The 25732-nt window shown below is 71.2% G+C and carries 23 protein-coding genes and 2 tRNA genes; 12 read left to right on the top strand and 13 right to left on the bottom strand.

Annotated elements, in window-relative coordinates:
* Positions 1-11: 11 nt before the first annotated feature.
* Both AB0I82_RS17820 and AB0I82_RS17815 read left to right on the top strand, forming a co-directional pair.
* Positions 12-695: an AIM24 family protein gene (locus AB0I82_RS17820; protein WP_363258171.1), complete on the top strand. Its 684-nt coding sequence runs from the start codon at positions 12-14 to the stop codon at positions 693-695.
* 20 nt (positions 696-715) lie between these two features.
* Positions 716-1474 (top strand): AIM24 family protein, encoded by a 759-nt coding sequence (locus AB0I82_RS17815; RefSeq protein ID WP_363258170.1) that lies wholly within the window; start codon positions 716-718, stop codon positions 1472-1474.
* 79 nt (positions 1475-1553) lie between these two features.
* On the opposite strand, the gene AB0I82_RS17810 is transcribed toward AB0I82_RS17815, so the two are convergent.
* On the bottom strand, positions 1554-2084 hold the full coding sequence (locus tag AB0I82_RS17810) for an NUDIX hydrolase (protein ID WP_363258169.1): 531 nt from the start codon (positions 2082-2084) through the stop codon (positions 1554-1556).
* A gap of 2 nt (positions 2085-2086) precedes the next feature.
* Positions 2087-3577, bottom strand: a complete 1491-nt coding sequence (locus tag AB0I82_RS17805) for a zinc-dependent metalloprotease (protein ID WP_363258168.1) — start codon at positions 3575-3577, stop codon at positions 2087-2089.
* A gap of 247 nt (positions 3578-3824) precedes the next feature.
* Between AB0I82_RS17805 and AB0I82_RS17800 the strand changes: the two genes are divergently transcribed.
* From AB0I82_RS17800 to AB0I82_RS17790, 3 genes are all read left to right on the top strand, one after another.
* Positions 3825-4976, top strand: coding sequence for an SDR family oxidoreductase (locus AB0I82_RS17800; RefSeq protein WP_363258167.1), 1152 nt, complete (start codon positions 3825-3827; stop codon positions 4974-4976).
* Between the two features lie 208 nt (positions 4977-5184).
* Positions 5185-5664 (top strand): molybdenum cofactor biosynthesis protein MoaE, encoded by a 480-nt coding sequence (locus AB0I82_RS17795; RefSeq protein WP_363258166.1) that lies wholly within the window; start codon positions 5185-5187, stop codon positions 5662-5664.
* A 682-nt stretch (positions 5665-6346) separates the two neighbouring features.
* Positions 6347-7441 (top strand): PDZ domain-containing protein, encoded by a 1095-nt coding sequence (locus tag AB0I82_RS17790; protein WP_363258165.1) that lies wholly within the window; start codon positions 6347-6349, stop codon positions 7439-7441.
* A gap of 198 nt (positions 7442-7639) precedes the next feature.
* Here the strand turns inward: AB0I82_RS17790 and AB0I82_RS17785 are convergent, their stop codons facing one another.
* Positions 7640-8194, bottom strand: a complete 555-nt coding sequence (locus tag AB0I82_RS17785; protein WP_030264223.1) for a PPA1309 family protein — start codon at positions 8192-8194, stop codon at positions 7640-7642.
* A 136-nt stretch (positions 8195-8330) separates the two neighbouring features.
* Between AB0I82_RS17785 and AB0I82_RS17780 the strand changes: the two genes are divergently transcribed.
* The 4 genes from AB0I82_RS17780 to AB0I82_RS17765 all read left to right on the top strand — a co-directional run bounded on the left by AB0I82_RS17780 (position 8331) and on the right by AB0I82_RS17765 (position 13586).
* Positions 8331-11234, top strand: a complete 2904-nt coding sequence (locus tag AB0I82_RS17780; RefSeq protein ID WP_363258413.1) for a UPF0182 family protein — start codon at positions 8331-8333, stop codon at positions 11232-11234.
* A 51-nt stretch (positions 11235-11285) separates the two neighbouring features.
* A tRNA-Met gene (locus tag AB0I82_RS17775) sits at positions 11286-11359 on the top strand.
* A gap of 203 nt (positions 11360-11562) precedes the next feature.
* Positions 11563-13407: a tetratricopeptide repeat protein gene (locus AB0I82_RS17770; protein ID WP_363258164.1), complete on the top strand. Its 1845-nt coding sequence runs from the start codon at positions 11563-11565 to the stop codon at positions 13405-13407.
* Positions 13408-13512: 105 nt separating this feature from the next.
* A tRNA-Met gene (locus AB0I82_RS17765) sits at positions 13513-13586 on the top strand.
* A gap of 59 nt (positions 13587-13645) precedes the next feature.
* Here AB0I82_RS17765 and AB0I82_RS17760 read toward each other — a convergent pair.
* The 4 genes from AB0I82_RS17760 to AB0I82_RS17745 all read right to left on the bottom strand — a co-directional run bounded on the left by AB0I82_RS17760 (position 13646) and on the right by AB0I82_RS17745 (position 17166).
* Positions 13646-14764: an ABC transporter substrate-binding protein gene (locus AB0I82_RS17760; RefSeq protein ID WP_363258162.1), complete on the bottom strand. Its 1119-nt coding sequence runs from the start codon at positions 14762-14764 to the stop codon at positions 13646-13648.
* 36 nt (positions 14765-14800) lie between these two features.
* Positions 14801-15667, bottom strand: a complete 867-nt coding sequence (locus tag AB0I82_RS17755) for an ABC transporter permease (RefSeq protein ID WP_363258161.1) — start codon at positions 15665-15667, stop codon at positions 14801-14803.
* Positions 15664-16482, bottom strand: coding sequence for an ABC transporter ATP-binding protein (locus AB0I82_RS17750; protein ID WP_363258412.1), 819 nt, complete (start codon positions 16480-16482; stop codon positions 15664-15666). The genes AB0I82_RS17755 and AB0I82_RS17750 overlap by 4 nt, the downstream gene beginning before the upstream one ends.
* Before the next feature lie 267 nt (positions 16483-16749).
* Entirely contained in the window at positions 16750-17166 is a 417-nt protein-coding gene (locus AB0I82_RS17745; protein ID WP_363258160.1) for a Fur family transcriptional regulator, read from the bottom strand.
* A gap of 155 nt (positions 17167-17321) precedes the next feature.
* On the opposite strand from AB0I82_RS17745, the gene AB0I82_RS17740 reads away from it, so the two are divergent.
* Positions 17322-18785, top strand: a complete 1464-nt coding sequence (locus tag AB0I82_RS17740) for a catalase (RefSeq protein WP_363258159.1) — start codon at positions 17322-17324, stop codon at positions 18783-18785.
* 160 nt (positions 18786-18945) lie between these two features.
* Here AB0I82_RS17740 and AB0I82_RS17735 read toward each other — a convergent pair whose 3' ends face one another.
* Both AB0I82_RS17735 and hisN read right to left on the bottom strand, forming a co-directional pair.
* Entirely contained in the window at positions 18946-19347 is a 402-nt protein-coding gene (locus tag AB0I82_RS17735) for a CBS domain-containing protein (RefSeq protein ID WP_363258411.1), read from the bottom strand.
* Between the two features lie 216 nt (positions 19348-19563).
* Complete coding sequence (gene hisN / locus AB0I82_RS17730) at positions 19564-20358, bottom strand: histidinol-phosphatase (RefSeq protein ID WP_363258158.1); 795 nt, start codon at positions 20356-20358, stop codon at positions 19564-19566.
* 188 nt (positions 20359-20546) lie between these two features.
* Between hisN and AB0I82_RS17725 the strand changes: the two genes are divergently transcribed.
* Complete coding sequence (locus AB0I82_RS17725; protein WP_363258157.1) at positions 20547-21236, top strand: TetR/AcrR family transcriptional regulator; 690 nt, start codon at positions 20547-20549, stop codon at positions 21234-21236.
* A 3-nt stretch (positions 21237-21239) separates the two neighbouring features.
* Here AB0I82_RS17725 and AB0I82_RS17720 read toward each other — a convergent pair whose 3' ends face one another.
* The 4 genes from AB0I82_RS17720 to AB0I82_RS17705 form a co-directional block, all read right to left on the bottom strand.
* Entirely contained in the window at positions 21240-21563 is a 324-nt protein-coding gene (locus AB0I82_RS17720; protein WP_363258156.1) for a multidrug efflux SMR transporter, read from the bottom strand.
* 115 nt (positions 21564-21678) lie between these two features.
* Positions 21679-22686, bottom strand: coding sequence for a ribosome small subunit-dependent GTPase A (gene rsgA, locus AB0I82_RS17715; protein ID WP_363258155.1), 1008 nt, complete (start codon positions 22684-22686; stop codon positions 21679-21681).
* Between the two features lie 12 nt (positions 22687-22698).
* Positions 22699-24063: a 3-phosphoshikimate 1-carboxyvinyltransferase gene (aroA, locus tag AB0I82_RS17710; RefSeq protein ID WP_363258154.1), complete on the bottom strand. Its 1365-nt coding sequence runs from the start codon at positions 24061-24063 to the stop codon at positions 22699-22701.
* Positions 24064-24161: 98 nt separating this feature from the next.
* Positions 24162-24878 (bottom strand): M50 family metallopeptidase, encoded by a 717-nt coding sequence (locus AB0I82_RS17705; protein WP_363258153.1) that lies wholly within the window; start codon positions 24876-24878, stop codon positions 24162-24164.
* A 35-nt stretch (positions 24879-24913) separates the two neighbouring features.
* On the opposite strand from AB0I82_RS17705, the gene AB0I82_RS17700 reads away from it, so the two are divergent.
* A complete protein-coding gene (locus AB0I82_RS17700; protein WP_363258152.1) occupies positions 24914-25732 on the top strand; it encodes an SOS response-associated peptidase in 819 nt (272 codons plus the stop codon).

The following is a 25732-nucleotide window of genomic DNA, read 5'->3' as shown; positions in this document are numbered from 1 at the left end:
GGGAGCCCGTCATGACTCAGCAGCAGCTTTCGGGCTACGCCCCGACCGCGCCCGCGGCCCGTATGGAGAACCACGGCAGCGCGATGGTGAAGATCGCCATGCAGAGCGGCCAGGACGTCTTCTGCCGCACCGGATCGATGGTCGCCTACGAAGGCTTCGTCCAGTACCAGCCGAACCCGCCCGCCGTGCGCCAGATGGCCTCCCAGTGGCTGACCGGCGAGGGCGCGCCCCTGATGCAGGCCAGTGGCGACGGCCTGCTCTACCTCGCCGATTACGGCGCCGACGTCGTGTGCCTGAACCTCAACGACGACGCGATCTCCGTGAACGGCACCAACCTGCTCGCCTTCGACGCGCACCTCCAGTGGGGCGTGCAACGCGTCAAGGGGATGGCGAAGTTCGCGGGACAGGGATTGTTCAACGTGGGGATCGCGGGTACCGGATGGGTCGCCCTGACCTCGCGCGGCACTCCGATCGTCGTCGACTGCGGCCGCGGCGAGGACGAGACCTATGTGGACCCGGACGCGCTCGTGGCCTGGTCGACGAACCTGAACGTGAAGGGCAAGCGCAGCTTCAAGGCGTCCTCGATGATCGGGCGCGGCAGCGGCGAGGCGTACCAGCTCGGCTTCTCCGGCCAGGGCTTCGTGGTCGTACAGCCCAGCGAGGACAGCGCCGACCGGCTCCGGGCCCGGGGCTGAGGGGGAGGACTTCCGTAACCATGCAGAGCCCGCTTTTCGCCTACACAGAGGCGCAGACCCAGGACCGGTACGCGCTGCAGAACCCGCAGTTGCTGCGGGTGGCGCTCACCGGCCACGAGGACCTGCTCGCCCGTAAGGGCACGATGGTCGCCTATCAGGGGCTGCTCGAATTCGACGGGGAGTACCAGACCCCGAACCAGCAGCGGCGGCGCGCCCGGGCCGGCGAGGGCCTGGACCTGATGCGCGTCTCCGGACAGGGCACGGTCTACCTGGCCAACCTCGCCCAGTACGTCCATCTCGTGGACGTCGACCACGACGGGCTGACCGTCGACAGCAACTACGTGCTCGCGCTGGACTCCACGCTCCACTGGGAGGTCATCTCCGTGGACAGCCAGTACGGCATCTCGGGCACCGGCAAGTACCAGCTCAACATCTCGGGGCGGGGCAAGGTCGCGCTGATGACCTCGGGCCAGCCCCTGATGATGCCGGTGACGCCCGACAAGTACGTCAACGCCGACGCGGACGCGGTGGTCGCCTGGTCCACCTCGCTGCGCGTCCAGATGCAGGCGCAGACGCATTCCTCGGGCGTGTGGCGGCGCCGCGGCAGCACGGGCGAGGGCTGGGAGCTCAGCTTCCTCGGACAGGGCTACGCGCTCGTCCAGCCCAGCGAGCTGCTGCCGCCGCAGAACGCCGTCACCGGGCAGGGCCTCGCCGCCCAGTACGGGATGGGGCAGCGCGGCGCCCACGGGCAGAATCAGGGCAACATCTTCTCGAACTGAGGAGGGCGCCTCCAGGCGCGCCTCAGAGACGCGCGAGCGGGCCCGGCACACTGAGTGCCGGGCCCGCTCGCCGTGCGTCCTACAGGAGCGCTCTCGTCCGCTCCACGAGCCGTACCACCGACTCGTCGGCCACGTCCGGCACCTCGTCGTACGGGAACCAGCGCAGGTCCAGGGACTCGTCGCTGATCGCCTCCGTGGCGCCCTCCGGGGCCAGCGCGGCGTACTGCACGTCCAAGTGCCACGCGCAGGGCGTGTGATGGCGGTCCAGGCGCACCGGGCCGCCCGGCAGCAGCGTCAGCCCCCGGGCGATGCCGGACTCCTCGCGTGCCTCGCGCAGCGCCGCGTCCGCCAGCGTGGTGTCCTCGGGCTCGCAGTGGCCGCCCATCTGCAGCCACATCCGCAGCTTCTTGTGCAGCGTGAGCAGCACCCGGCCGCGCGACGGGTCGATCACCAGGGCGCTCGCCGTGAGGTGCCCGTCGCCGCAGGGCTTCCACATGCCGTCCGGGTGGGCGGCCAGGTGGTCCAGGTAGGCCAGCCGCAGCTGCTCCTGGTCGGGAGCGGGCGCGGGCCACTCCTTGAGGACCCGCGCCGCGTTCTCATGAAGGCTCACGGTCACTTGGTGCCGTCGCCCTCGCCGCCGTCCTTGCCCTCGGAACCCTCGTCCTCGGAGCGCTCGCCCTCGGCGCCCTCGCGCTTGCTCAGATCCGGCTTGCCGCCCTCGGCCGTGCCCTTCGCCGCCTCGCCGAGCATCTTGTCCAGCTCGGAGAAGTCCAGCTGCTCGCGGTGGACGAAGCCGTCCGGGTCGTCCAGGTCCTGCGCCGTGGGCAGCATGTCCGGGTGCGACCACAGCGCGTCCCGGCCCTCCAGGCCGCGCGCGTCCGTGAGCGAGGCCCACAGCCGCGAGGCGTCCCGCAGGCGCCGCGGACGCAGCTCTAGACCGATGAGCGTGGCGAAGGTCTGCTCGGCCGGACCGCCGGTCGCCCGGCGCCGCCGCAACGTTTCGCGCAGCGCGTCGGCCGACGGCAGGTGCGGGGCCGCCGCGGCGTGCACCACCGCGTCCACCCAGCCCTCCACGAGCGCCAGCGCCGTCTCCAGACGGGCCAGCGCGGCCTTCTGCTCCGGGGTGTCCTCGGGCTGGAACATGCCCTGCTGCAGCGCGTCCTGCAGCTGCTCCGGATGCGCCGGGTCGAGCTGGCCGACCGCGTCCTCCAGCTTGCTGGTGTCGACCTTGATGCCGCGTGCGTAGCCCTCGACCGCACCGAAGAGATGCGAGCGCAGCCACGGGACGTGCGCGAAGAGGCGCTGATGGGCGGCCTCGCGCAGGGCCAGGTACAGCCGCACCTCCTCCGGGGGCACGCCCAGGCCGGAGCCGAGCGCCTCGGCGTTGCCCGGCAGCAGGGCGGCCTTGCCGGCCGGGCCCAGCGGCAGTCCGACGTCCGTGGAGCCGACGACCTCGCCGGCCAGCGTGCCGAGCGCCTGCCCGATCTGGGTGCCGAACATCGCGCCGCCCATGGAGCGCATCATTCCGAGCAGCGGGCCCGCCATGGCCTGCATCTCCTCGGGGAGCACATCGCCCATCGCGGCGCCGACGCGCTCGGCGACCGGGTCCACGAGCTCCTTCCACACCGGGAGGGTCTCCTCGACCCACTCGGCGCGGCTCCAGGCCACGACGGTGTTCGCGCCCGAGGGCAGCGACGTCACGCCGTCCAGCCACAGGTCGGCAAGGCGCACGGCCTCCTCGACCGCCGCCCGCTCGCCGGGCGCCACGCTGGAGTCCTTGCTGCCGTCCGGGGCGCCCTGCGCCACCGTCTGGCGCGCGATGTCCTTGGCCATGTCCCAGTTCACCGGGCCGCCCTCGTACGAGAGCATCTGGCCGAGCTTCTGGAAGGCGGCTCCGAGGTCGCCAGGGTTCATCTCGCCCCCGGGCCCGCCCATGCCGCCGAAGAGCGCCGCGAACGGATTGTCCGCGCCGCCGCTCCCGCCGCCGAACCCGAAGGGATTCGCGGGGCCCTGGTTACCTCCCTGGCCGCCCTTCTGCTTGCCGTTGTCGCCGTCCTCCGGCTCCTCCGGCGGAAGGCCGAATCCGAATGGGTTGTCACTCACGGGTTTCCTCGGCTCGTAGGGCCGCCGGCCCCGGGCCGACGGCGGCTGCCCGACATTCCCTTCCAGCCTAGAGGGTGCCCGGCCGTTCTCCGCGGCCGCGGAGCAGGTCGGCCGGACACCTCCTGACACCCCGCGCCGCTCCGGGGCTCGGTGCTTGGCTGTCGGGGCGCCTGCGGCAGGATGGACGCACGCTGGTCCGTACGCGCCGGTGCGCATACGTACTGAAGACAACCGCTGGAGACGCCCGGTGAGTTCCCCAGATCCGACCGTTCGCGCAGCGCGAAACAGTGCTGCCAGGCCCGAGAAGACGTCCGATACGACCCTCCCCGGGGCCGCCGCGCCACAGCACCGCCCCGTCGTGGCGGTCACCGGCGCCGCCTCCGGTATCGGCGCGCTGCTGACCCGTGCCCTGCTGGAGTCCGACGAGGTCAAGCGGGTCGTGGCCATCGATGAGCGGCGCGGGGACGACGAGGACGCCGACTGGCACGTACTGGATGTCCGCGACCCCGCCATCGCCGAGAAGCTCCGGGGCGCCGACGTCGTCGTCCACCTGGCGCTCGACCTCGACCTGGAGACCGACCCGGCCGCCCGCACCGCGTACAACGTGCGCGGCACCCAGACCGTCCTGACCGCGGCCGCCGCGGCCGGCGTGCACCGGGTCGTCCTGTGCACCTCCGCGATGGTCTACGGGGCGCTGCCCGACAACGACGTCCCGCTCTCCGAGGACGCCGAGCTGCGCGCGACCGCGGACGCCACCGGGGTCGGCGACCTGATGGAGATCGAACGGCTGGCCCACCGGGCGCCGCGCGCCCATCCCGGACTGAACGTCACGGTGCTGCGGCCCACCGTCCTCGTGGGCGGCACCGACACCGCGCTGACCCGGTACTTCGAGTCGCCGCGCCTCCTGGTCGTCGCGGGCTCCCGTCCCACGTGGCAGTTCTGCCACGTGGAGGACCTGGTCAGCGCCCTGGAGTACGCCGCCCTGGAGAAGGTCGAGGGCGAGCTCGCGGTGGGCTGCGACGGCTGGCTGGAGCAGGAGGAGGTCGAGGAGCTCACCGGTATCCGCAGGATGGAGCTGCCCTCCTCGGTGGCCCTCGGCGCCGCGGCCCGGCTGCACCGCATCGGGCTCACACCCTCGCCCGCCGGCGACCTGGCGTACACGATGCACCCGTGGGTGGTCAGCGGCAGCCGGCTGCACGACGCGGGCTGGCGGCCCCGCTGGACCAACGAGGAGGTGCTCGCCGAGCTCCTGGAGGAGGTCGCGGGGCGGCACACGGTGGCCGGGCGCCGGCTGGGCCGCAAGGACGCCACCGCCGCCGGTGCGGCGGGCGCGACCGTCGCGCTGCTGGGTACCGCCGCGCTCGTACGCCGCGCCCGTAAGGCCCGGCGGCGCATCTGAGGCAGCGCGACGGCGCCTCTCGGGGCACGTGCGCCACAGGAGTGCCGGGAACCGTACGGAAGCGGTGGCTCCCTCCGGACGGCGGGAATGCGTCGTCCGTACGCGGCGGCAGTCCCCCTACGGTCTGGTAGGACCCTCCATAAGGCGGTCCGTACACCAGGTGAAACAGCCATTCCCCCGCGCCGCGTCCGTGGGGCACGATGGGCGCATGTCTGGTACGAACCACCACCCGTCGCCGCGCCCCGACCACCCCGGTGAGCAGGGGACAGCGGATCCGATCCGGCTGCTGGGCATCCGGGACACGCCGCTGTCCGTGGACGAGGTGTTCACGGCCGTCGGGGACGCCGCGTCCGGCGGGACCGCCCTGTTCGTCGGCACGGTCCGCTCGCACGACGGCGGCTCGGACGTCGACGGGCTCGGCTACTCCGCACACCCGACGGCCGAGGCGGAGCTCCGCCGGGTCGCGGAGAAGGTGGCGGCGGACTTCCCCGTCCGGGCGCTGGCCGCGGTCCACCGGGTGGGGGATCTGCGCATCGGTGACCTCGCGGTCGTCGTGGCGGTGTCCTGCGCGCACCGGGGGGAGGCCTTCGAGGCGTGCAGACGGCTCATCGACGACCTCAAGCACGAGGTCCCGATCTGGAAGCACCAGACGTTTTCGGATGGGACGGAAGAGTGGGTGGGGGCGTAGCGCCCCCCGGAGCGTGCGCGACGTGATCGGTTCGCTCCCATGGCGTAAAGAAAGCGTGTAGGAGGCATTCATGGGGCGCACGGGAGCGGTGAGCTGCCCGTAAGTGGGTACGCGCCCTCTACGGGCGCCCCGCCGCAGACGCCCGGTGATCAGCCGGTCAGCCGACACCGTCCTCCGGTTGCGTAACCCGCCCCCGGGCCTGAGCGTTGAGCTGTCCGATGGTTAATCTGCTTATTCGTCGTTGCGGTTGTGTACAAGGGGTCGGGAGGCCGCTATGGGTGCGCTTCTCTGGTTGCTGATTCCGGTTCTCGCCGCACTGGGTGCCGTTGTGTGGAGTACGTGGACCACGAGGTACCGCAAGGCCGGGGATGTTGCCGAGCTCGCCGGGTACGCTCGTTTCCGGGAGGCCATGGAGCGGGAGGACGTGCCGCCCGCGGAGGTCCGTTCCGACGCGGCCTGAGAGCCTGTGTCTGAGCCCCGGCCGGGCGCCCGCCGCCTGGCACGCACTCTCGCGGCGTTGCCGAAACACCCACGTAGCTCCGCTACGAGGGTGCTCCGGCGCCTTGCGATAGCACGCACCAGACGACGTTCGCTGATCCGACCAGGGCTCAGACACAGACTCTGAGCCCCGTACGGACGGCCCCGCGGGCCGCTTGTCATACCCGTCCCGTACTGTCGTTCCATGCCACGCCGGACCGCGACGCTCCTCGCTTCGACCCTCATGCTGATCGCGCTCTTGTGCGCCGGGGTGCTGATTCCCGTGCCGTACGCGCAGATGACGCCGGGGCCCACGGTCAACACTCTCGGCGATCACGGGGGCGAGCCGGTGCTGCAGATCGACGGCCGCAAGACGTATCCGACGTCCGGTCATCTCAACATGACGACGGTCCGCGTCACCGGCCCCGACTACCGCATGAACCTCTTCGAGGCGGCGTACGGCTGGCTGGCGCACGACAGCGCCGTGGTGCCGCACAAGACGCTGTACCCGGACAACCAGACGGCCGAGCAGGCCGACCAGGAGAACGCCGAGGAGTTCAGCCAGTCCCAGGAGAGCGCCAAGGTGGCGGCCCTGAACGAGCTGCACATCCCGGTGGACTCACAGGTCGTGGTCGCCTCGGTCATGAAGGACACCCCGGCCGACGGCACGCTGCACGCCGGTGACGTCATCAAGGCGGTGGACGGTACGGCGGTGAAGCGGCCCGCGGACGTCGCCGGGCTGGTCACGAAGCACAAGGCGGGCGAGAAGGTCACGTTCACGCTGGTCCCGGCCAAGGAAGCGGCCGCGGCGGAGAAGAAGGGCCGGAAGCCCTCCGGTGGCCGCCAGGTCTCGCTGACGACCAAGAAGGCCCCGGACGGCCGGGCCATCGTCGGCATCCAGGCCGGCCTGGATCACACGTTCCCGTTCGAGATCGACATCAAGCTCGCCGACGTGGGCGGTCCGAGCGCGGGCCTGATGTTTGCTCTCGGGATCGTCGACAAGCTCACGCCCGCGGACCTGACCGGCGGGAACTTCGTCGCCGGTACGGGAACGATCGACGACAAGGGCAAGGTCGGGCCGATCGGCGGCATCTCCATGAAGATCGTCGCGGCCCGCGACAAGGGCGCCGAGTACTTCCTCACCCCGAAGGACAACTGCGCGACCGCGGCCAAGGACATCCCGGACGGGCTCCGGCTCGTCAAGGTGAACACCATGCACGACGCGACGCAGGCCCTGGCGAAGATCCGTAAGGGCGACACGGCGCACTTGCCGAGCTGCACGCCGGCCGCGCACTCCTGACGGAAGCTCGGGGCGGCACGGGCGCTCCCGCCGAGCGCCCCGAGCCGGCTCGTGCGCGCCCGAGCCGCTGGCCCCGGGCGCGCCCAAGAAGCCGCCAAGCCCCGGTGCGCGCCTAAGCCCCCGTGCGCATCCGTGATGCCACCAGCCCCCCGTGAGCGCGCCCCGAGCCGCCAAGCCCCCCCCCGGGCACCCGACCGGCTACTCCTCGAAGGTCGCCGTCAGGGCCTCCGCCAGGCCCGGTACGAGGTCGGCACCGGTGAGCACCTCGGCAGTCGAGTCCTTCTCGCGCAGCCGCAGCGCCGACTCGCGCCGACCGTCGCGCAGTACCGCCACGGTCATCCGGACCTCCTGGCGGTCGGGGTGTTCGGCGACCCACTTGGCCAGCGCGTCCTCATCCATGCCGGCCGGCACGGACTCCTCCGCGGACGGCGGCAGCATCAGCCGCTCCACGGTCATGGCGCACCCGGCCACCGCGTCGGGCCAGGCGATGGTGCCGAGGAATTCGTCGAGCGGGACGGTCGGGGGGACCTCGTCCTGCTCCACGGGGGTCAGGGAGGCGTCGGCGTTCTCGTCGATGCCCAGCTGGGCGGCGAGCGCGGGCTCTTCGTCGCGCAGGCGCGCGGTGTCTACGAGGGCGAACAGTCGGGCGGGCTGGTCCCAGCCGATCCCGGCGGCGTACTCGTCGATTTCGAGCACGGCGCGGGTCAGTGGGTCGGCGGCGAGAGGGGTGCCGTCAACGGGGAGGTTGGTCATGTGGAATATCGTGCCCTGAACTTCCCGGAAAACGGGAACCGGGTAAAGCCTTAGTAAGTTGCAAGAGTGGGTCCTACTATCACCGGGCCTGCTTCATACGACAGCGAACTTCGAGGTGCGCACCTTGGCTTTCCAGATGCCGGACCGCGGCTCAGGCCCATCCGGGCCACGGACGAGAGTGGGTCGCCCGTCCCGGCGGATGCGGACCGGGCTCCTGACCCTGGGCGTGCTGGCTGTGCTGGCCATGCTCTTCGTGATGTTCTCCGGGTTCTGGACCGACTGGCTGTGGTACCGCTCGGTGAGGTACTCCTCGGTCTTCACCACGACCCTGTGGACCAAGGTCGGCCTGTTCTTCTTCTTCGGCGTGCTGATGGCGGCGGCCATCGGGGTCAACGTCTGGCTGGCCCACCGGCTCCGCCCGCCGCTCAGCGCCATGTCGCTGGAGCAGCAGAGCCTGGACCGCTACCGGATGAGCATCGCGCCCTACAAGAAGTGGGTGCTGATCGCGGTCACCGCGCTGGTCGGCCTGATCGCCGGCGCGTCCGCCTCCAGCCAGTGGCGCACGTGGCTGCAGTGGGTCAACGGTGTGCCGTTCGGCCAGAAGGACCCGCAGTTCCACCAGGACATCTCCTTCTATGCCTTCGACCTGCCGTGGTTCCGTTTCCTGCTGAGCTTCGGCTTCGCCTGCGTGGTGCTGTGCCTGATCGCCGCGGCGCTCACGCACTACCTGTACGGCGGCCTGCGCGTCACGAGCCCCGGTTCCCGCGCCACCGCGGCGGCCACCGGCCACCTCTCGGTGCTGCTGGGCATCTTCGTGTCGCTCAAGGCGATGGCGTACTGGCTCGACCGGTACGGCCTCGCGGTGAAGTCCAGCGGCCTGAAGTCCGCGGAGGGCTGGACGGGTCTGCGGTACGTCGACGCGCACGCCTACCTGCCGGCGAAGACGATCCTGTTCTTCATCGCCGCCATCTGTGCCGTGCTCTTCTTCGCCACCCTGTGGCGGCGGACCTGGCAGCTGCCGGTCATCGGCTTCGGCCTGATGGTGCTCTCGGCCGTCCTCATCGGCGGCCTGTACCCGGCGATCGTGCAGAAGTTCCAGGTCCAGCCCAACGAGCAGGCCAAGGAAGCGCCGTTCATCAAGGAGAACATCGAGGCCACGCGGGACGCGTACGGCATCGACGGCTCCAAGGTCACCGGCTACAAGGGCGACTACAAGCCCAAGGACAAGGCGGACAACGAGCGGCTGCGGGCCGACGCGGACAACACGGCGAGCATGCGCCTGCTGGACCCGAACGTCGTCTCGCCCACCTTCCAGCAGCAGCAACAGGTCCGCGGTTACTACCAGTTCCCCGCCACGCTCGACGTCGACCGCTACAAGGGCAGCGACGGCAAGGAGCAGGACACCGTCATCGGCCTGCGCGAGCTGAACATCGCCGGCATCCCCGAGCGGAACTGGATCAACGACCACTTCAAGTACACCCACGGGTACGGCGCGGTCACCGCCAAGGGGACCGGCACGGTCAATGAGGGCGAGCCGGACTACACCCAGAAGAACCTGCCCGCCAAGGGGCACCTCCCCAAGCACGAGCAGCGCATCTACTACGGCGAGAAGACCACGCAGTACTCCATCGTGGGCGGGCCGCAGCAGGAGCTGGACTACTCCGACGACAGCGGCGAGAAGAGCTACAGCTACAAGGGCAAGAGCGGGGTGAACCTCGGCAATCCGGTCAACCGCGCGGCATACGCGGTGGCCTTCGGCGAGCCGCAGATCCTGTACTCGGGTGCCATCGGCGACGACTCGCGCGTCCTGTACAACCGCACGCCCAAGGAGCGCGTGGAGTCGGTCGCGCCGTGGCTCACCATCGACGGCGACGCGTATCCGGCGGTGGTCGACGGCCGCATCAAGTGGATCGTCGACGCGTACACCACGAGCAACGGCTATCCGTACTCCTCGCGGACCACGCTCGGGGACACCACGGCGGACTCGCTGACCGACGGCCAGCGCGCGGTGGTGGCCCAGCAGAACCAGGTCAACTACATCCGCAACTCCGTCAAGGCGACGGTCGACGCGTACGACGGCTCGGTCAAGCTCTACCAGTGGGACAAGAACGACCCGGTCCTGAAGACCTGGATGAAGGCGTTCCCCGGTACGGTCGAGCCCAAGTCGAAGATCGGCAACCAGCTGATGGAGCACATCCGGTACCCGCAGGACCTCTTCAAGGTGCAGCGCCAGCTGCTCACGACGTACCACGTCACCGACGCGAACACCTTCTACACCGGCAGCGAGCGCTGGCAGATCCCGAACGACCCGACGACCAAGTCGGCGACCGCGGTTCCGCCGTACTACCTCAGCATGAAGATGCCGGACCAGCAGAAGCAGACGTTCTCGCTGACGACGACGTTCACGCCGAACAAGCGGGACAACCTCGGGGCGTTCATGGCGGTCGACGCCAACGCCAAGAGTCCGGACTACGGGAAGATCAGAATCCTCAAACTCCCGTCCGAGACCACGGTCCCCGGTCCGCAGCAGGTGCAGTCGAAGTTCAACTCCGACGACACGGTCGCCAAGACGCTCAACATCCTCAAGAAGGGCGACTCGGAGATCGAGTACGGCAATCTGCTCACCGTCCCCCTGGACGGCGGCCTGCTGTACGTCGAGCCGGTCTATCTGCGGGGCGCGGGCACCAACTATCCGTTGCTGAAGAAGGTGCTCGTCTCCTACGGCAACAAGGCGGCCTTCGAGAACAGCCTCGGTGAGGCGCTGGACGTGGTGTTCGGCAAGAAGGCACCGAACGTGGGCGACGACGGCGACGAGGACACCACCACGCCGCCGGACGAGGGCAGTACGACGCCGCCCACGGACCAGAGCGTCCAGGAGGCCCTGGACGACGCCCAGCAGGCGTACGAGGAGGGCGAGAAGGCCCGCGAGTCCGGCGACTGGGCCGGCTACGGCGAGGCGCAGGAGAAGCTGAAGGCCGCGCTGGACCGGGCCGCCGCCGCGGAGAAGAAGGCCGGCGAGGGGGACAAGCAGGGCGGCTGACCGCGGATTATGGCTCCGCCTCCGCGCCGTGGTACCTTAAATACACAACGGCGCGGGGTGGAGCAGCTCGGTAGCTCGCTGGGCTCATAACCCAGAGGTCGCAGGTTCAAATCCTGTCCCCGCTACTGAAAGACGAAGGCCCGGATCCTCTTGGATCCGGGCCTTCGTCATGTGTGACGTCACGTATGTGCGCGTTAAACCACCCGCATTGGGGAGACTGGGGTCCTGAGCGTTTGGCATGTCGTCGTGTCGGGAAGTCGACAAAACGCTGAAGTGACCTCACTGGCTGCGGTATACCAGGTGTACCCGGGCTTCGGGTGGTGCGACGATGGCCCTTATGGGGGACAAGGCAAGGTTGTTGGAGACAGGACCATTTGTGCATGCGCCCGACGACGGGCGCGAATCCGAGCTGCCGCCGCCCGCGCGGGACGCGGCAGATATGGCCGAAACAGTCGACACCACGGAGCCGTCCGAGGCGACCGAGGCCATGGACGAGGCGGGCCACCGGCAGGCCGCCGCCGCGGGCGATCCCGCGGCAGCGAGCATGCTCGGCGCGATGCTGCTGCGCCGCGGTGATCTGGACGGCGCCGAACCGTGCCTGCGCGCCGCCACCGTCGCGGGCGACCGGGCCGCCGCCAACAACCTCGGAGTCCTGCTGCACCAGCGCGGGTACGCCGACGAGGCGGCCGGCTGGTGGCGCATCGCCGCCGTCGCCGGGTCCGCCGCCGCGGCGCACGCGCTGGGCCGGCACTACCGCGAGCGCGGCGACGAGCCCGCCGCCGAGTACTGGCTGCGCCAGGCCGCCGAATCCGGCCACTGCCTGGGCGCCTACGCGCTGGCCGACCTGCTCGACCACCGCGGCGAGGACGGTGCCGAGAAGTGGTTCGTGGCCGCCGCCGAGCGCGGCCACCGCGAAGCGGCGTACCGCCTCGCGCGCATCCTGGACGAGCGGGAGGCCGACGGCACCGCATACGGCGAGCACGCCGAGCCACGCGCCGCCGCCGAGCAGTGGTACCGACAGGCCGCGGCCCGCGGGCACCGCAGGGCCGCGCTGCACCTCGGCACGCTCCTGGAGGAGCGCGGCGAGCTCAAGGAGGCCGGGCGCTGGTACCTCATCGCGGCCAAGGACGGCGAGCCGCGCGCCGCGTGCGCCCTCGGCTTCCTCCTGAAGGACGCGGGCGACGAGGAGAGCGCGGCGGAGTGGTGGCGCCGGGCGGCCCAGGACGGCGACGGCAACGCCGCCAACGCCCTTGGGGCGCTGCACGCCGACCGCGGCGAGCTGCAGACCGCCGAGCGCTGGTACCGCGCCGCCCTGGAGGCCGGCGACGTCAACGGCGCGTACAACATCGGTCTGCTCTGCGCCCAGCAGGGCCGCGACGGCCGCAGCGAGCAGTGGTACCGCCGGGCCGCCTACGCGGGGCACAGGGAGGCGTCCAACGCGCTTGCCGTACTGCTGCTGCAGCGCGGCGACGCGTCGGGTGCCGAGCCGTGGTTCTCCAAGGCGGCCGAGGCCGGCAGCGTGGACGCCGCGTTCAACCTCGGCATCCTGCACGCGGGCCGGGGCGCCGAGCGCACCTCCCGCAAGTGGTACGAGCGGGCCGCCGAGGCCGGGCACACGGAGGCCGCGCTCCAAGCGGCCATCTCCTTCCTGCGGGAAAGCCAGTGGCAGGACGCCGAACCGCACCTGCGGCGGGCCGCGGGCGCGGGCAGCGCCGAGGCGGCCTACCGGCTCGCCGCGCTCCTGGACCGCGAGGCCAGCGGCCCGGAGGAGTCCGGCGGCGAGAGCGAGGAGTGGTACGAGCGCGCCGCCGAGCAGGGGCACCGCGGTGCCCAGGTCCGGATGGGCATGCTCGCCGCGTCCCGGGGCGACGCGGTCGCGGCCGCCGACTGGTACCGCGCGGCGGCCGAGGCCGGCAGCCGGAACGCGGCCTTCAACCTCGGGCTGCTGCTGGCCCGCGAGGGCAGCCTCCCGGAGGCCGCCCTGTGGTGGACGCGCGCGGCCGAGGCCGGGCACGGGCGCGCGGCGCTGCGCCTCGCGCTGTTGGCGGCCCGCCGGGGCGCGCTCGCGGAGAGTGAGCGGTGGTGCGCGCGGGCGGTGGAGCTCGGCCCGCCGGAGGTCACCCAGCGTGCCGCCCGGTTGCGGGACGCGCTCAAGGAGGAGCTGAGCGCATGAGGTCCGGCCGGTCCCTCGGGGCCGGCCGGAAGCCGGGTGCGCGGGGCCGTGGGGAACGAATTTGCGCTGGTCGTCGGCTTGGGGTTAGAGTTGTGAACACAACGGCGCGGGGTGGAGCAGCTCGGTAGCTCGCTGGGCTCATAACCCAGAGGTCGCAGGTTCAAATCCTGTCCCCGCTACTGAAGACGAAGGCCCGGATCCTCAAGGATCCGGGCCTTCGTCATGTGTGCATGCTTCTTCACGGCCGGTGGCCGACCGCCTCCGCATAGAAGGAGCGGTCCACGAGCCTGTTCTCCGGGACCGGCGGGCCCTTGGTGACCCGCGCGTCCCGGTAGGCGCGCTGCAGGCGGTCGGCGGTGCCCTTGCGGATCTCCCAGTCCATCCGCAGCGACGGCACGGCCGTGAGCACGTCGGCGTCCACCTTCAGGAGCCGCGCCAGCTCCGCGGCGAACGCCCGGTCGGCCTTGTAGTCGCCGCGGAAGTACGTATTGACCGTACGGATGTACGCGCGCAGGAAGGCGACGCCGGCGTCCGGGTCCTGCTGCAGGAGATTCGGGCCGTACAGGGCGCCGCCGAGCGGTTCGCCCTGCGGCTGGCCGCCGAGGAACGCGTACCTCTTGTCGCCGTCGACCGTGCGCCATACCGGATCCAGCAGCCAGGCGGCGTCCACACCGCCGCCGGTCAGCGCGGTCAGTACGTCCGAGGAGCCGAGCTGCTGGAAGGTGACGGAGTCCATACGGGCGCCGTGCCGGGCGAAGGAACGGTCCATCGGGTACATGATCACCGAGCCCTTGCCGATCATGGTGCCGAGGCTCGCGCCCTTCAGGGACGCCGACCGCGCCGTCTCTCCCTTGCCCAGCCGGACCCACAGGCCGCTCTTCGAGCGCGGGTCGGGCGAGAAGTTTCCGGCCACCCAGCGGATGTCGAAGCCGCCGGCGATGCCGTTGAGGACGGCGGCCTCCGGCGCCGCCCACAGGACGTCCAGGTCGCCCTTGGCCAGCAGCGGCAGCGCCTCGGGCGTGGGCAGCACCTTCAGGTGGACGTCCAGGCCCTCCTTCGCGAACTCGCCCTTGGCGAGCGCCATGCGGATCGGCGCGACGTACTCGGCGTTGAGGGTGCCGGTGGCGATCGTGAGCGAACGCTGCTTCTTCAGAGGCCGGGCTGCTGGGGCTCCCTTGTCGCAGCGGGCGGGGCGGCGGTTCTTCGCCAGGTCGGCGGGGTCGGTCCAGGCACGGGCGCCGCAGCCGGCGACGGGCTCGATCGTACGGGGCTTCGCGGGCCTGCCACCGGCCTCCTGGGCGGCGCATCCGGCGAGCAGGGCCAGGGCGGCGGCGAGCACGGTGAGACGACGGCGCATGGGGCCTCCGGGTACCGAGTAGGGGAGGGCGGGCTCTCAGCTCCGGGAGCGGCCGCGGTCGCGCGGTGCCCAGGGGGTGAGGAACCGGCCGGCCAGCCGCACCAGTTCGGAGAAGAGCACGCCCAGGACGGCGACGCAGACGATCCCGACGAACATCACGTCGTTCTGGAACAGCGCCCGCGAGTCGAAGATCAGGTGGCCGAGCCCGTCGGCTGCGGCGATCTGCTCGGACGCGACGATCACCAGAACCGCGACCCCCGCCGCTATCCGGGCCCCGACCAGCACCGCGGGCAGAGAGGCGGGCAGCAGGACGTGCCGGAACATCTGCCAGGGACTCGCGCCGAAGACCCGGCCCGCGTCGCGGTGCCCCGCCGGTACGGCCAGTACCGCCGCCATCGTGGAGATCCACACGAAGAAGAAGACGGTGGCCGCGACCAGCGCGATCTGCGGCCCCTCGCCGAGCCCGAACATGTTCAGGAAGACCGGCAGCAGGGCCAGCTTCGGCACGACGTACAGCGCGTCCAGCAGTGGCTCCAGGGCGGCGCGTACGAGGGCGAGCGAGCCCATCAGGAGGCCCAGCGCATAGCCCGAGACGGCCCCGACCGCATAGCCCGCGAGGACCCGCCGCAGGGTGGCCCACACGTCCGGCCACAGCTCGCCGGCCAGCGCCCGGTCCCAGCCGTCGGCCAGGATGGTGCCGGGCGCCGGATAGATACGGGCGTCGATCCAGCCCTGTACGGCGGCGAGCTGCCACAGCAGGATCAGGGCGGCCGGGACGGCCAGGGCGAGCGCCGCTTCAAGGGCGCGGCGCCGCCTGTACGTACGCTGCGGACGCAGCTCCTGAGGACCGGGACGGCGTACGAGGACGGTCTCGCGCGGCGCCGAGTGATTGGTGAGCGTCATACGTGTACCGCCTCTGTGCCGTCACCGGAGCGCGGTGCCGTGCCCGTACCGGAGTACGCGCTCGTACCGGAGCGGGCGTCGACCTCGCCGCGCAGCAGGTCCCACAGCTCGGCCTTGAGCGCGGTGAACTCCGGGGCGCTGCGGACCGCTCCGCTACGGGGGCGGCCGAACGGCGGGCGGCGCTCGGCGATGATGCGGCCGGGACGTGCGGACATCACCAGGACCCGGTCGCCGAGGACGAGCGCCTCTTCGAGGCTGTGCGTGATGAAGAGGGTGGTCGTACGGGTGTGCTGGGTGAGGTCCAGCAGTTCGTCCTGAAGGATCGTGCGGAGCTGGGCATCCAGGGCGGCGAAGGGCTCGTCCATGAGGAGCAGCTCGGGCTCCACGGCGAGCGCGCGGGCGATGGCCACGCGCTGGCGCATGCCTCCGGAGAGCGCCGCCGGGTAGGCGTCCGCGAACTCCGCGAGGCCCATGCGGGCCAGCCAGGAATGGGCACGCGCGTCGGCCTCCTTACGGGGCACGCGCTGCACGTCCAGGCCGAAGCGGACGTTGGCCAGTACGGACTTCCAGTCGTAGATGCCGTAGTCCTGGAAGATCATCGCGGCCGGGCGTGCGCTCGTGGCGCGGATCTCCAGCTCGCCCGTGCCGGGCCGGAGCAGCCCCGCGGCGATCCGCAGCAGCGTGGACTTGCCGCAGCCCGAGGGGCCCACGAGGCAGACGAACTCGCCCGCGGCGATGTCGAGGTCGAGCGGGCCGAGCGCGGTCAGCGCCTTGCGGCCGCGGCCGAAGGAACGGCCGAGCGCCCGGGCGCGCAGGGCCGGAGCGGTGGACGGGGACGGCGGGTGCGGCTCTCCCACGGTGTGCTCCTCGCGGAGTGCGGGCCGGCTGCCGGGGCGGTCCCGGGCAGCCGTGGGGCGTGGCGCGAGGCACGATATGACGAGCCGTCAGAAACAGGAAGGGGCGTGCACGACATGCCGAAGTAGCGCACGCCGATGCGCCCGGCTACCGAAAAGCCCGCCGCGGAACGCGGCGGGCTGCAATGATCGGCGAAGCGAGGAGGGGGTGCGGTGGCGACGTACGGATCAGGCGCGGGCGCAGTTCGGGCACGTGCCGCGGTAGGTCACCGAGACCTCCGAGACCTCGAAGCCGAATCGTTCCGGCTCGGGCAGGGCGCTCATCGGGTCGCTCGCGATGTGCACGTCACGGATCGTGCCGCACTGCGAGCAGATCAGGTGGTGATGGTCGTGATGGGCATTGGGGTCGTACCGCTTCGCCCGGCCGTCCGTACTGACCTCCAGCACCTCACCGAGCGAGACGAGCTCGCCGAGGGTGTTGTAGACGGTGGCGCGGGAGATCTCCGGCAGGCGCTCGGTCGCCCGCGCGTGCACCTCGTCGGCGGTGTAGTGGACGTGGTCCCCGTCCAGGACCTCGGCGACGACGCGGCGCTGCGCGGTCAGCCGCCAGCCGCGTCCCCGGAGTCGTTCGAGCAGGTCGCTCATGCCAATCACCCATCAGTCAGATATGAGCCAGGGTACCAGTGGTGGTCCATGACCGGATCGGGTACGGATTTCTCATCCTTCTTGACTTAGACATTGTCCAATGTAGGATCGGGTTCGGCGCAAGCCAAGGGCAGGTATTTACACAGGAGGCGCACGTGTCGGTAGAAAGCACCACCGGACCGCTGACCACGGAGACCGGTGCTCCGGTCGCGGACAACCAGAACAGCGAGACGGCCGGCATCGGCGGCCCCGGTCTGATCCAGGACCAGCTCCTGATCGAGAAGCTGGCCCACTTCAACCGTGAGCGCATCCCGGAGCGGATCGTGCACGCCCGCGGCGCCGGCGCGTACGGCACCTTCACCGTGACCGCGGACGTGACGAAGTACACCCGCGCGAAGTTCCTCTCCGAGGTCGGCAAGCAGACCGAGACCTTCCTGCGCTTCTCGACCGTCGCGGGCAACCTCGGTGCGGCGGACGCGGTGCGTGACCCCCGCGGCTTCGCGCTGAAGTTCTACACCGAAGAGGGCAACTACGACCTCGTCGGCAACAACACCCCGGTGTTCTTCATCAAGGACGCCATCAAGTTCCCCGACTTCATCCACACCCAGAAGCGCGACCCGTACACCGGCTCGCAGGAGGCGGACAACGTCTGGGACTTCTGGGGTCTGAGCCCGGAGTCGACCCACCAGGTGACCTGGCTGTTCGGCGACCGCGGCATCCCCGCGTCCTACCGCCACATGGACGGCTTCGGCTCGCACACGTTCCAGTGGAACAACGAGGCCGGCGAGGTCTTCTGGGTCAAGTACCACTTCAAGACCGACCAGGGCATCAAGTGCCTCACCCAGGACGAGGCCAACAAGCTCGCCGGTGAGGACCCCGACAGCCACCAGCGGGACCTGCGCGAGTCCATCGAGCGCGGCGACTTCCCGAGCTGGACCGTCGGCGTGCAGATCATGCCCGCCGCCGAGGCCGCCAACTACCGCTTCAACCCGTTCGACCTGACCAAGGTCTGGCCGAAGGCGGACTACCCGGTCATCGAGATCGGCAAGCTGGAGCTGAACCGCAACCCGCAGAACATCTTCGCCGAGGTCGAGCAGTCGATCTTCTCCCCGCACCACTTCGTGCCGGGCATCGGCCCCTCGCCCGACAAGATGCTGCAGGGCCGCCTCTTCGCGTACGGCGACGCGCACCGCTACCGCGTCGGCATCAACGCCGACCACCTGCCGGTGAACCGCCCGCACGCCACCGAGGCGCGCAGCCACGGCCGGGACGGTGCGCTGTACGACGGCCGGCACGGCGGCCAGAAGAACTACGAGCCGAACAGCTTCGGCGGCCCGGCCGAGACCGGCCGTGCGCTGTGGCAGCCGCTGCCGGTGACCGGCACCAGCGGTGAGACCGCGGCGCCCTCGCACGCCGAGGACGACGACTTCGTGCAGGCGGGCAACCTGTACCGCCTGATGTCGGAGGACGAGAAGGACCGCCTGATCAACAACCTCGCGGGCTTCATCTCGAAGGTCTCGCGCGACGACATCGCGCAGCGCGCCATCGAGAACTTCCGCAAGGCGGACGCGGACTACGGCAAGCGACTGGAGGCCGCGGTCCAGGCCCTGCGCGGCTGACCGGTCACCACTGTACGGACCGCGTCGTCCGGGGCCCCTTCACCCCGGACAGAGGAGGCCGGCTGCCCTCGGGCGGCCGGCCTCCTCGGCGTTTCCGACCCGGGCCGGACCGATCGGGCCGGGCCGATAGGCCGGACCGAGCCGGCCGGGTCGGAGCGGGTCAGGCCGGTACCGCCGTGGCCCGTTTCCGGGCGCCCGAGCGGCAGCGCATGATGTCGCGTACGGACACCACGCCCACCGGCTCCCGGTCGTCCAGGACGATCAAGTGACGGAAGCCGCCGTGCACCATCGCGATGGCGGCCTCGTCCAGGGTCCACTCCGGAGCGGCGAAGACCACGTCCGTGGTGGTGTGGCTCCCTGCGGCTTCGTAGTCGGGATTCTCCCCGGCGCCCAGGGAGTTGAGGATGTCGCGCTCGGTGAGGATGCCGAGACCGCCGGCGTCGGCGTCCAGGACGACGGCCGCGCCGACGCGCCGTGCCGCCATCAGGTGTGCTGCCTGCCGGAGAGTGTGTTCGGGCCCGATGGTGAGGACCACCGTGCTCATGGCGTCGCGGACGTACATGGGCATGGAGTGGAGCCACCTCCTTGATGAGACCCCGCGGGGGACACTCCGGCGCCGGAAGCACCTGGAGAAATGTTTCACAAATGCACAAGCGGGGGGATTCTCATGTTCACATGCTCCATGGCGTGCGACAAGGGGCGCGTGAGGGCCGGTCTCCCGGTCACGCGCCCCAAGGCGCCGTTTGGAAATCCCCGCTACTGACCACGGGGCGGGGGCTCAGTCCCGAAGGTAGTTGAGCAGGTCCTCGTGGAGCAGGCCGTTGGAGGCCGCCGCGTTGCCGCTGTGCGGGCCCGGGGCGCCGTCCAGGCCGGTGAAACGCCCGCCGGCCTCCTGTACGACGACGGAGCAGGCCGCCATGTCCCACAGCGACAGCTCCGGCTCGGCGCAGATGTCCACGGAGCCCTCGGCCACCATCATGTAGGGCCAGAAGTCGCCGTACGCACGGGTCCGCCACACCTCCCGCGACAGGTCCAGGAAGCCGCCCAGCGTGCCGCGCTCCTCCCAGCCGGTGAGCGAGGAGTAGGCGAACGACGCGTCCTGGATGCGCCCGACGCTCGACACCTGGAGACGCTGGGCCGAGGTCAGGCTGCGCCCCGTGTAGGCGCCCAGCCCCTCGGCGGCCCACCAGCGGCGGTGCAGCGCGGGCGCCGAGACCACGCCGACGACCGGACGGTCCCCGCCCTCGCCGCGCTCCATCAGGGCGATCAGGGTGGCCCACACGGGCACCCCGCGCACGTAGTTCTTCGTGCCGTCGATCGGGTCGATGATCCAGCGGCGCGGCCCCGATCCCTCGGAGCCGAACTCCTCGCCGAGCACCGCGTCCCGCGGCCGGGCGCGTGCGAGCTGGCCGCGGATGAGCTCTTCGGCCGCCTTGTCGGCCTCGCTCACCGGGGTCATGTCCGGTTTGGTCTCGACCTTCAGGTCGAGCGCCTTGAACCGTTCCATGGTCGCGGCGTCCGCGGCGTCCGCGAGGACGTGGGCGAGACGGAGATCATCGTGGTAGTCGGCCATGTGCGAACACTATCTTTCCCGGTACCTGAGCACGGAAAATCCCGCGGTCGTCGCCGAACGTGGCGGCTTCCGGGAACCCCCTCCGCACCTGTCGGCAGTCCTTTGGTCCGGACCCTTGACACCACCTGGTGGGGCGTCAATTCTGTGCGCACACCGGCCATATGGGCACTACGGCCTGGGAGGCGACGATGCCCGCAGCGCGTGATTCCTTACTGGACGCCGCCTACGCGGCGCTCGAAGTTCGGCCCTGGGCAGGCGTCCGGATGGTCGATGTCGCGGCCGCGGCAGGGGTCTCCCGGCAGACTCTCTACAACGAGTTCGGCAGCAAACAGGGGCTCGCGCGCGCCCTGGTGCGCCGCGAGACCGAGGGCTATCTGGCGGGCGTGGAGCGCATCCTGTCCCGGCCCGTGACCGGTGCGCCCCCCGAGGGGGCCGCGCGCCCGTCGTCCCTGCCCGAAGAAGCCCAGGCCAGGCTGGCCGCGGCGGCCGACTGGACGCTGCGTACCGCCCGCGCCAACCCCCTCGTACGGGCCGTGCTGACCGGCTGCTGGAACGAGCGGCTGCCCTCGCCCGCCGACCAGTCGCTGCCGCTGCCGGTGCCCGGACCCCGCACGGGCTTCCCCGTGGTGCCGCCGCCCGTCGAGGCGCCGCTGCCCGGGCCGAGCGAGCTGGTCGGCCGGTTCAGCGACCGGGCGGTGGCCGCGCTGGAGGCGGACTGGCCCAAGGAGGAGCTGACCGAGCTCGGTACCGCGTGCACGACGGCGGCCCGGCTCACGCTGTCCTGCGTGGTCGCGCCCGCCGATCCCGAGGAGGTCGGGCGGCTGGTCCGCAGCGCGTTCGCGGGCCTGCCGCGCCATCCGGCCCCGCACGCCCCGTAGACGTCAGTGCGCCGAGCCCGAGAACTGGAGCCCGATCGCCCCGGCGATGACCAGCGTGATCGAGACGATCTTGATGGTCGACACCACGTCGCCGAGGAAGACCATGCCGTACACCGCCGTGCCGGCCGCGCCGAGCCCGGTCCACACCGCGTACGCCGGGCCCACGTCCAGCTTCTTCAGCGAGAGGGTCAGCAGCCCGAAGCTGCCGAGCGCGAAGACGCAGAAGGCGATCGTGGGCCAGAGGCGCGTGAAGCCGTGCGAGAGCTTCAGGCACACCGCGAAGCCCGTCTCCAGAAGTCCCGCCACCACGACGAGCAGCCACGCCATCAGTTTGCCTCCGTCGGTTCGGTGACCGCTTCGCCCACTCCTGATGTGATTATGCAGTTACCACGGGCCCATGGCAGCCACCTTTTCGCATCGGCCACCCCGCTCCCACGACCCGTCAGTCGCCCTCGCGCCGCTCCCGGGTGGCCAGCAGCCGGCGCAGCGAGTAGAGCCGGGCCGGGTCGGCGTGCCCGTCCTTCACCCATTGGTCCAGCGCACAGTCCGGCTCGTCGTGGCTGCAGGCGCGCGGGCACTCCGCGGTGCCCGGCGCCAGGTCCGGGAAGGCGTGGATGACCCGCGACGGGTCGATGTGGTGCAGCCCGAAGGACCGTACGCCGGGCGTGTCGATCACCCAGCCCCGGTCGTCCGGCAGCGGCAGGGCCAGCGCCGAGGTCGTGGTGTGCCGGCCGCGCCCGGTGACCGCGTTGACGTGTCCGGTGGCCCGCTTCCGCGCCGGTACAAGGGAGTTGACCAGCGTGGTCTTGCCCACGCCGGAATGGCCGACGAACGCCGTGATCCGGCCTGCCAGCCGCTCGCGCACCCGGTCGGCCGCGGCGCCGTCGGCCAGCTCCTCGCGGTTGGTGACGACGTACGGGACGCCCAGCGTGCCGTAGGACTCCAGCAGCGTGTCCGGTGACGCCAGATCGGACTTGGTGAGGACGAGCAGCGGCTCCAGCCCCGCGTCGAAGGCCGCGACCAGGCAACGGTCGATCAGCCGGGGCCGCGGCTCGGGGTCGGCGAGCGCGGTGACGATCGCGAGCTGGTCGGCGTTGGCGACCACCACCCGCTCGAACGGATCGTCGTCGTCGGCCGTGCGCCGCAGCACCGATGTGCGCGGCTGGACGCGCACGATGCGGGCAAGCGTGTCCTTCTCACCGGTGAGGTCGCCGACGACCATGACCCGGTCGCCGACCACCACGCTCTTGCGGCCCAGCTCACGCGCCTTCATCGCGGTGACCGAGCGGTCCTCGATCAGGCACGTGATGCGGCCGCGGTCGACCGTGAGGACCAGGCCCTCGCTGGCGTCCTCGTGCTTCGGGCGGATGTTCGTACGAGGGCGGTTGCCCTTGCGGTTCGGGCGGACCCGGACGTCGTCCTCGTCGGTGTGCTTGCCGTAGCGGCGCATCGGGGCGGACTCTCAGGCTCTCCGGGCGGGGGCCGCTGCCGGGCTGAGCATGTCCGTCCACATCTCGGGGAAGTCGGGCAGGGTCTTGGCCGTCGTCGCGACGTTCTCCACCTCGACGCCCTTGACGACCAGGCCGAGCAGCGCGCCGGCGGTGGCCATGCGGTGGTCGTCGTACGTGTGGAAGACGCCGCCGTGCAGCGGGCGCGGCCGGATGTGCAGACCGTCGGCGGTCTCGGTGACGTCACCGCCCAGGCCGTTGATCTCCTTGGTGAGCGCCGCGAGCCGGTCGGTCTCGTGCAGCCGCAGGTGGGCGACGCCGCGCAGTACGGACTCGGAGTCCGCGAGGGCCGCGACCGCCGCGATGCCCGGGGTCAGCTCGCCGACCTCGCTCAGGTCGATGTCGATGCCGTGGACGCGGCCGCTGCCCTTGAAGGTCAGGCCCTGCTCGGTCAGCTCGCAGGAACCGCCCATTTCGGTGAAGATCTCGCGCAGCGCGTCGCCCGGCTGAGTGGTGTGCTCGGGCCAGTCCGGGATGGTGACCCGGCCACCGGTGACCAGCGCGGCGGCCAGGAACGGCTGCGCGTTGGACAGGTCCGGCTCGACGACCAGGTCGCGGCCGAGCAGCGCGCCCGGGGTGACCCGCCAGACGTTCGGCTCGCCGCCGGACTCGGGCGTGTCCACCTGCGCGCCGACCGCCCGCAGCATGTCCACGGTCATCCGGATGTGCGGCATGGACGGCAGCGTGTCGCCCACGTGCCGTACCTCCACGCCCTGGTTGAAGCGCGGCGCGGACAGCAGCAGGGCGCTGACGAACTGCGAGGAGGAGGACGCGTCGATCTCGACCCGGCCGCCGTCCAGGCCGCCGTTGCCGTGCACGGTCATCGGGAGGGCGCCGCGGTTGTCGTCGTCGATGCGGGCGCCGAGGGCGCGCAGCCCCTCGATGACGCCGCCCAGCGGACGCTCGTACGACCGCGGGTCGCCGTCGAACCGGACCGGGCCGTCGGCCAGCGCCGCGACCGGCGGCAGGAAGCGCATGACCGTACCGGCGTTGCCCACGTCGACGGTGGTGGGGCCGTGCAGCCCGGCGGGGATCACGCGCCACGCCTCGCCGGTGCCGTCGGGCGTGCCGGCCGGGGCGGAGTTGGAGGAGATGGTCTCCTCGATGCCCACGCCCATCGTGCGCAGCGCCTGGGCCATCAGGAGGGTGTCGCGGGAGCGCAGCGGGCGGCGCAGCCAGCCGGGCTCGGAGGAGAGCGCGGCCAGGACCAGGCCGCGGTTGGTGACCGACTTGGAACCGGGCACGGTGACGGTCGCGTCGACCGCCCCGGGTGCGGTGGGGGCCGGCCAGAGGGCGGAGTGTGCGGGGCTCTCGGTCATGTAGCTCACTTTAATGGCTCACCAGGGGTGCGGATCTTGATCAAATGGGGTGCAACCTGTACGAAACATGGCACTGGTAAAGCGGCGCCGCGCAGGTCTCACAGCTGCAGGAGCCACCGGCCGCCCCCGAAGAGCGAGCAGAGCGCCACCAGGTGGAAGAAGCCGAGCCAGGCCGCCGCCGGCACGTTCGTCAGCCGGGCGAGCTGGTCCGGGTCGGAGTCCACCCGGCCTCCGGAGCGCCGGCGCTTCCCCTGGATCTCGAAGGGCGGCCGGACCCCGCCGAGCAGCAGGAACCACACCACCGCGTACGCGAAGGCCGCTTGCACCTCCGCGGTGGTCAGCCAGGAGACCAGGAAGAACGCGCCACCGGCGAGTACCACCGTGAGGACGCCGTATGCGTTCCGCGTCATGATCAGCATCGCCAGCAGCAGGGCCGTTGCGCCCCACAGCAGGGCCGTGATGTGGCCGGCGGCGAGCAGCGCGGCACCGGCCAGGCCGAGCAGTGAGGGCGCGGTGTAGCCGGCCGCGGCGGTCAGGACCATGCCCAGGCCGGTCGGCTTCCCGCGGCTGACGGTCAGCCCGGAGGTGTCCGAGTGCAGACGGATGCCGTCCAGCTTCCGGCCGGTCAGCAGGGCCACGAGGCCGTGCCCGCCCTCGTGCGCGATGGTGATGGCATTACGGGATATCCGCCAGGCGCTGTAGGGGAGCACCACCGCCAGCGCGACCACGGCCGTGGCCACGACCAGCCAGAACGACGGATCGGGCTGTGTGGCGAAAACCCGGTCCCATACGTCGGTGATGTGCTCGGTGTCCATCTCTCCCCTTGCTGTGCCATGGCACTGTGGCATACATGTGCGGACGGTATGCGGCGAGCAGGCGGCCCGAGGATCTGGTGGGGATCTTCGAGGTCGAGAAGTGGGAGCCCGAGGAAACCCTGGCACCCGACTGGAATGTCGCCCCCACCAAGAACGTCTACGCGGTGCTCGAACGCCCCGTCAAAGACGCCGCGGACCGGCGGCCGGTTCGCCAGCTGCGGCCTTTGAAGTGGGGCCTGGTCCCGTCGTGGGCGAAATCACCCGACGTCGGCGTGAAGATGATCAACGCCAGGGCGGAGACGGTCCACGAGAAGCCGTCCTTCAAGCGGCCCTTCGCCGCCCGCCGCTGCCTGCTCCCCGGCGACGGTTATTTCGAGTGGGTGACCGGCGTGGGGGAGCGGCAGCTGGAGGAGCAGGGCCGCAAGAAGCGCCCCCGCAAGCAGCCGTACTTCGTCACGCCGGCCGACGGCGCCGTGATGGCGATGGCCGGGCTGTACGAGTTCTGGCGCGACCCGACGCTGCCGCCGGACCACCCGCAGGCGTGGTGGGCGACCTGCTCGGTGGTCACCACGGCCGCCGAGACCACGCCACTGGCCGGCGCCTCCGGCGAGGCGGGCCCGCAGTCCCTCGCCGACATCCACCCCCGGATGCCGCTGGTCCTGCCGCCGGACCGCTGGGACGCCTGGCTGAACCCGGCCACCACGGACATAGAAGAGCTGCGCGAGCTGCTCGCGCCGCCGCCCGCCGGGATGATGCGCGCCTACCCCGTCTCCACGGAGGTCAGCAACGTCCGCAACAACAGCCCCGAGCTGGTGAAGGAGCTGGCGGCGCCGGAGGAGACCACTCTTTTCTGA

It is taken from the genome of Streptomyces sp. NPDC050315 (assembly GCF_040655775.1).
In the GTDB taxonomy this organism is placed as follows: Bacteria; Actinomycetota; Actinomycetes; order Streptomycetales; family Streptomycetaceae; genus Streptomyces.
Note: the sequence above shows the minus strand (reverse complement) of the source record. Positions and strands in the feature narration are given on the sequence as shown.

Excerpts from the sequence above, each read along its gene's own strand:
- AB0I82_RS17770 (WP_363258164.1), top strand. The coding sequence starts at position 11,563 with ATGGCCCTTATGGGGGACAAGGCAAGGTTGTTGGAGACAGGACCATTT.
- AB0I82_RS17815 (WP_363258170.1), top strand. The coding sequence starts at position 716 with ATGCAGAGCCCGCTTTTCGCCTACACAGAGGCGCAGACCCAGGACCGG.
- AB0I82_RS17820 (WP_363258171.1), top strand. The coding sequence starts at position 12 with ATGACTCAGCAGCAGCTTTCGGGCTACGCCCCGACCGCGCCCGCGGCC.
- AB0I82_RS17725 (WP_363258157.1), top strand. The coding sequence starts at position 20,547 with ATGCCCGCAGCGCGTGATTCCTTACTGGACGCCGCCTACGCGGCGCTC.
- AB0I82_RS17705 (WP_363258153.1), bottom strand. The coding sequence starts at position 24,878 with ATGGACACCGAGCACATCACCGACGTATGGGACCGGGTTTTCGCCACA.
- AB0I82_RS17780 (WP_363258413.1), top strand. The coding sequence starts at position 8,331 with ATGCCGGACCGCGGCTCAGGCCCATCCGGGCCACGGACGAGAGTGGGT.
- AB0I82_RS17720 (WP_363258156.1), bottom strand. The coding sequence starts at position 21,563 with ATGGCGTGGCTGCTCGTCGTGGTGGCGGGACTTCTGGAGACGGGCTTC.
- hisN (WP_363258158.1), bottom strand. The coding sequence starts at position 20,358 with ATGGCCGACTACCACGATGATCTCCGTCTCGCCCACGTCCTCGCGGAC.
- AB0I82_RS17760 (WP_363258162.1), bottom strand. The coding sequence starts at position 14,764 with ATGCGCCGTCGTCTCACCGTGCTCGCCGCCGCCCTGGCCCTGCTCGCC.
- AB0I82_RS17735 (WP_363258411.1), bottom strand. The coding sequence starts at position 19,347 with ATGTACGTCCGCGACGCCATGAGCACGGTGGTCCTCACCATCGGGCCC.
- aroA (WP_363258154.1), bottom strand. The coding sequence starts at position 24,063 with ATGACCGAGAGCCCCGCACACTCCGCCCTCTGGCCGGCCCCCACCGCA.
- AB0I82_RS17795 (WP_363258166.1), top strand. The coding sequence starts at position 5,185 with ATGTCTGGTACGAACCACCACCCGTCGCCGCGCCCCGACCACCCCGGT.
- AB0I82_RS17790 (WP_363258165.1), top strand. The coding sequence starts at position 6,347 with ATGCCACGCCGGACCGCGACGCTCCTCGCTTCGACCCTCATGCTGATC.
- AB0I82_RS17700 (WP_363258152.1), top strand. The coding sequence starts at position 24,914 with ATGTGCGGACGGTATGCGGCGAGCAGGCGGCCCGAGGATCTGGTGGGG.
- AB0I82_RS17755 (WP_363258161.1), bottom strand. The coding sequence starts at position 15,667 with ATGACGCTCACCAATCACTCGGCGCCGCGCGAGACCGTCCTCGTACGC.
- AB0I82_RS17745 (WP_363258160.1), bottom strand. The coding sequence starts at position 17,166 with ATGAGCGACCTGCTCGAACGACTCCGGGGACGCGGCTGGCGGCTGACC.
- AB0I82_RS17785 (WP_030264223.1), bottom strand. The coding sequence starts at position 8,194 with ATGACCAACCTCCCCGTTGACGGCACCCCTCTCGCCGCCGACCCACTG.
- rsgA (WP_363258155.1), bottom strand. The coding sequence starts at position 22,686 with ATGCGCCGCTACGGCAAGCACACCGACGAGGACGACGTCCGGGTCCGC.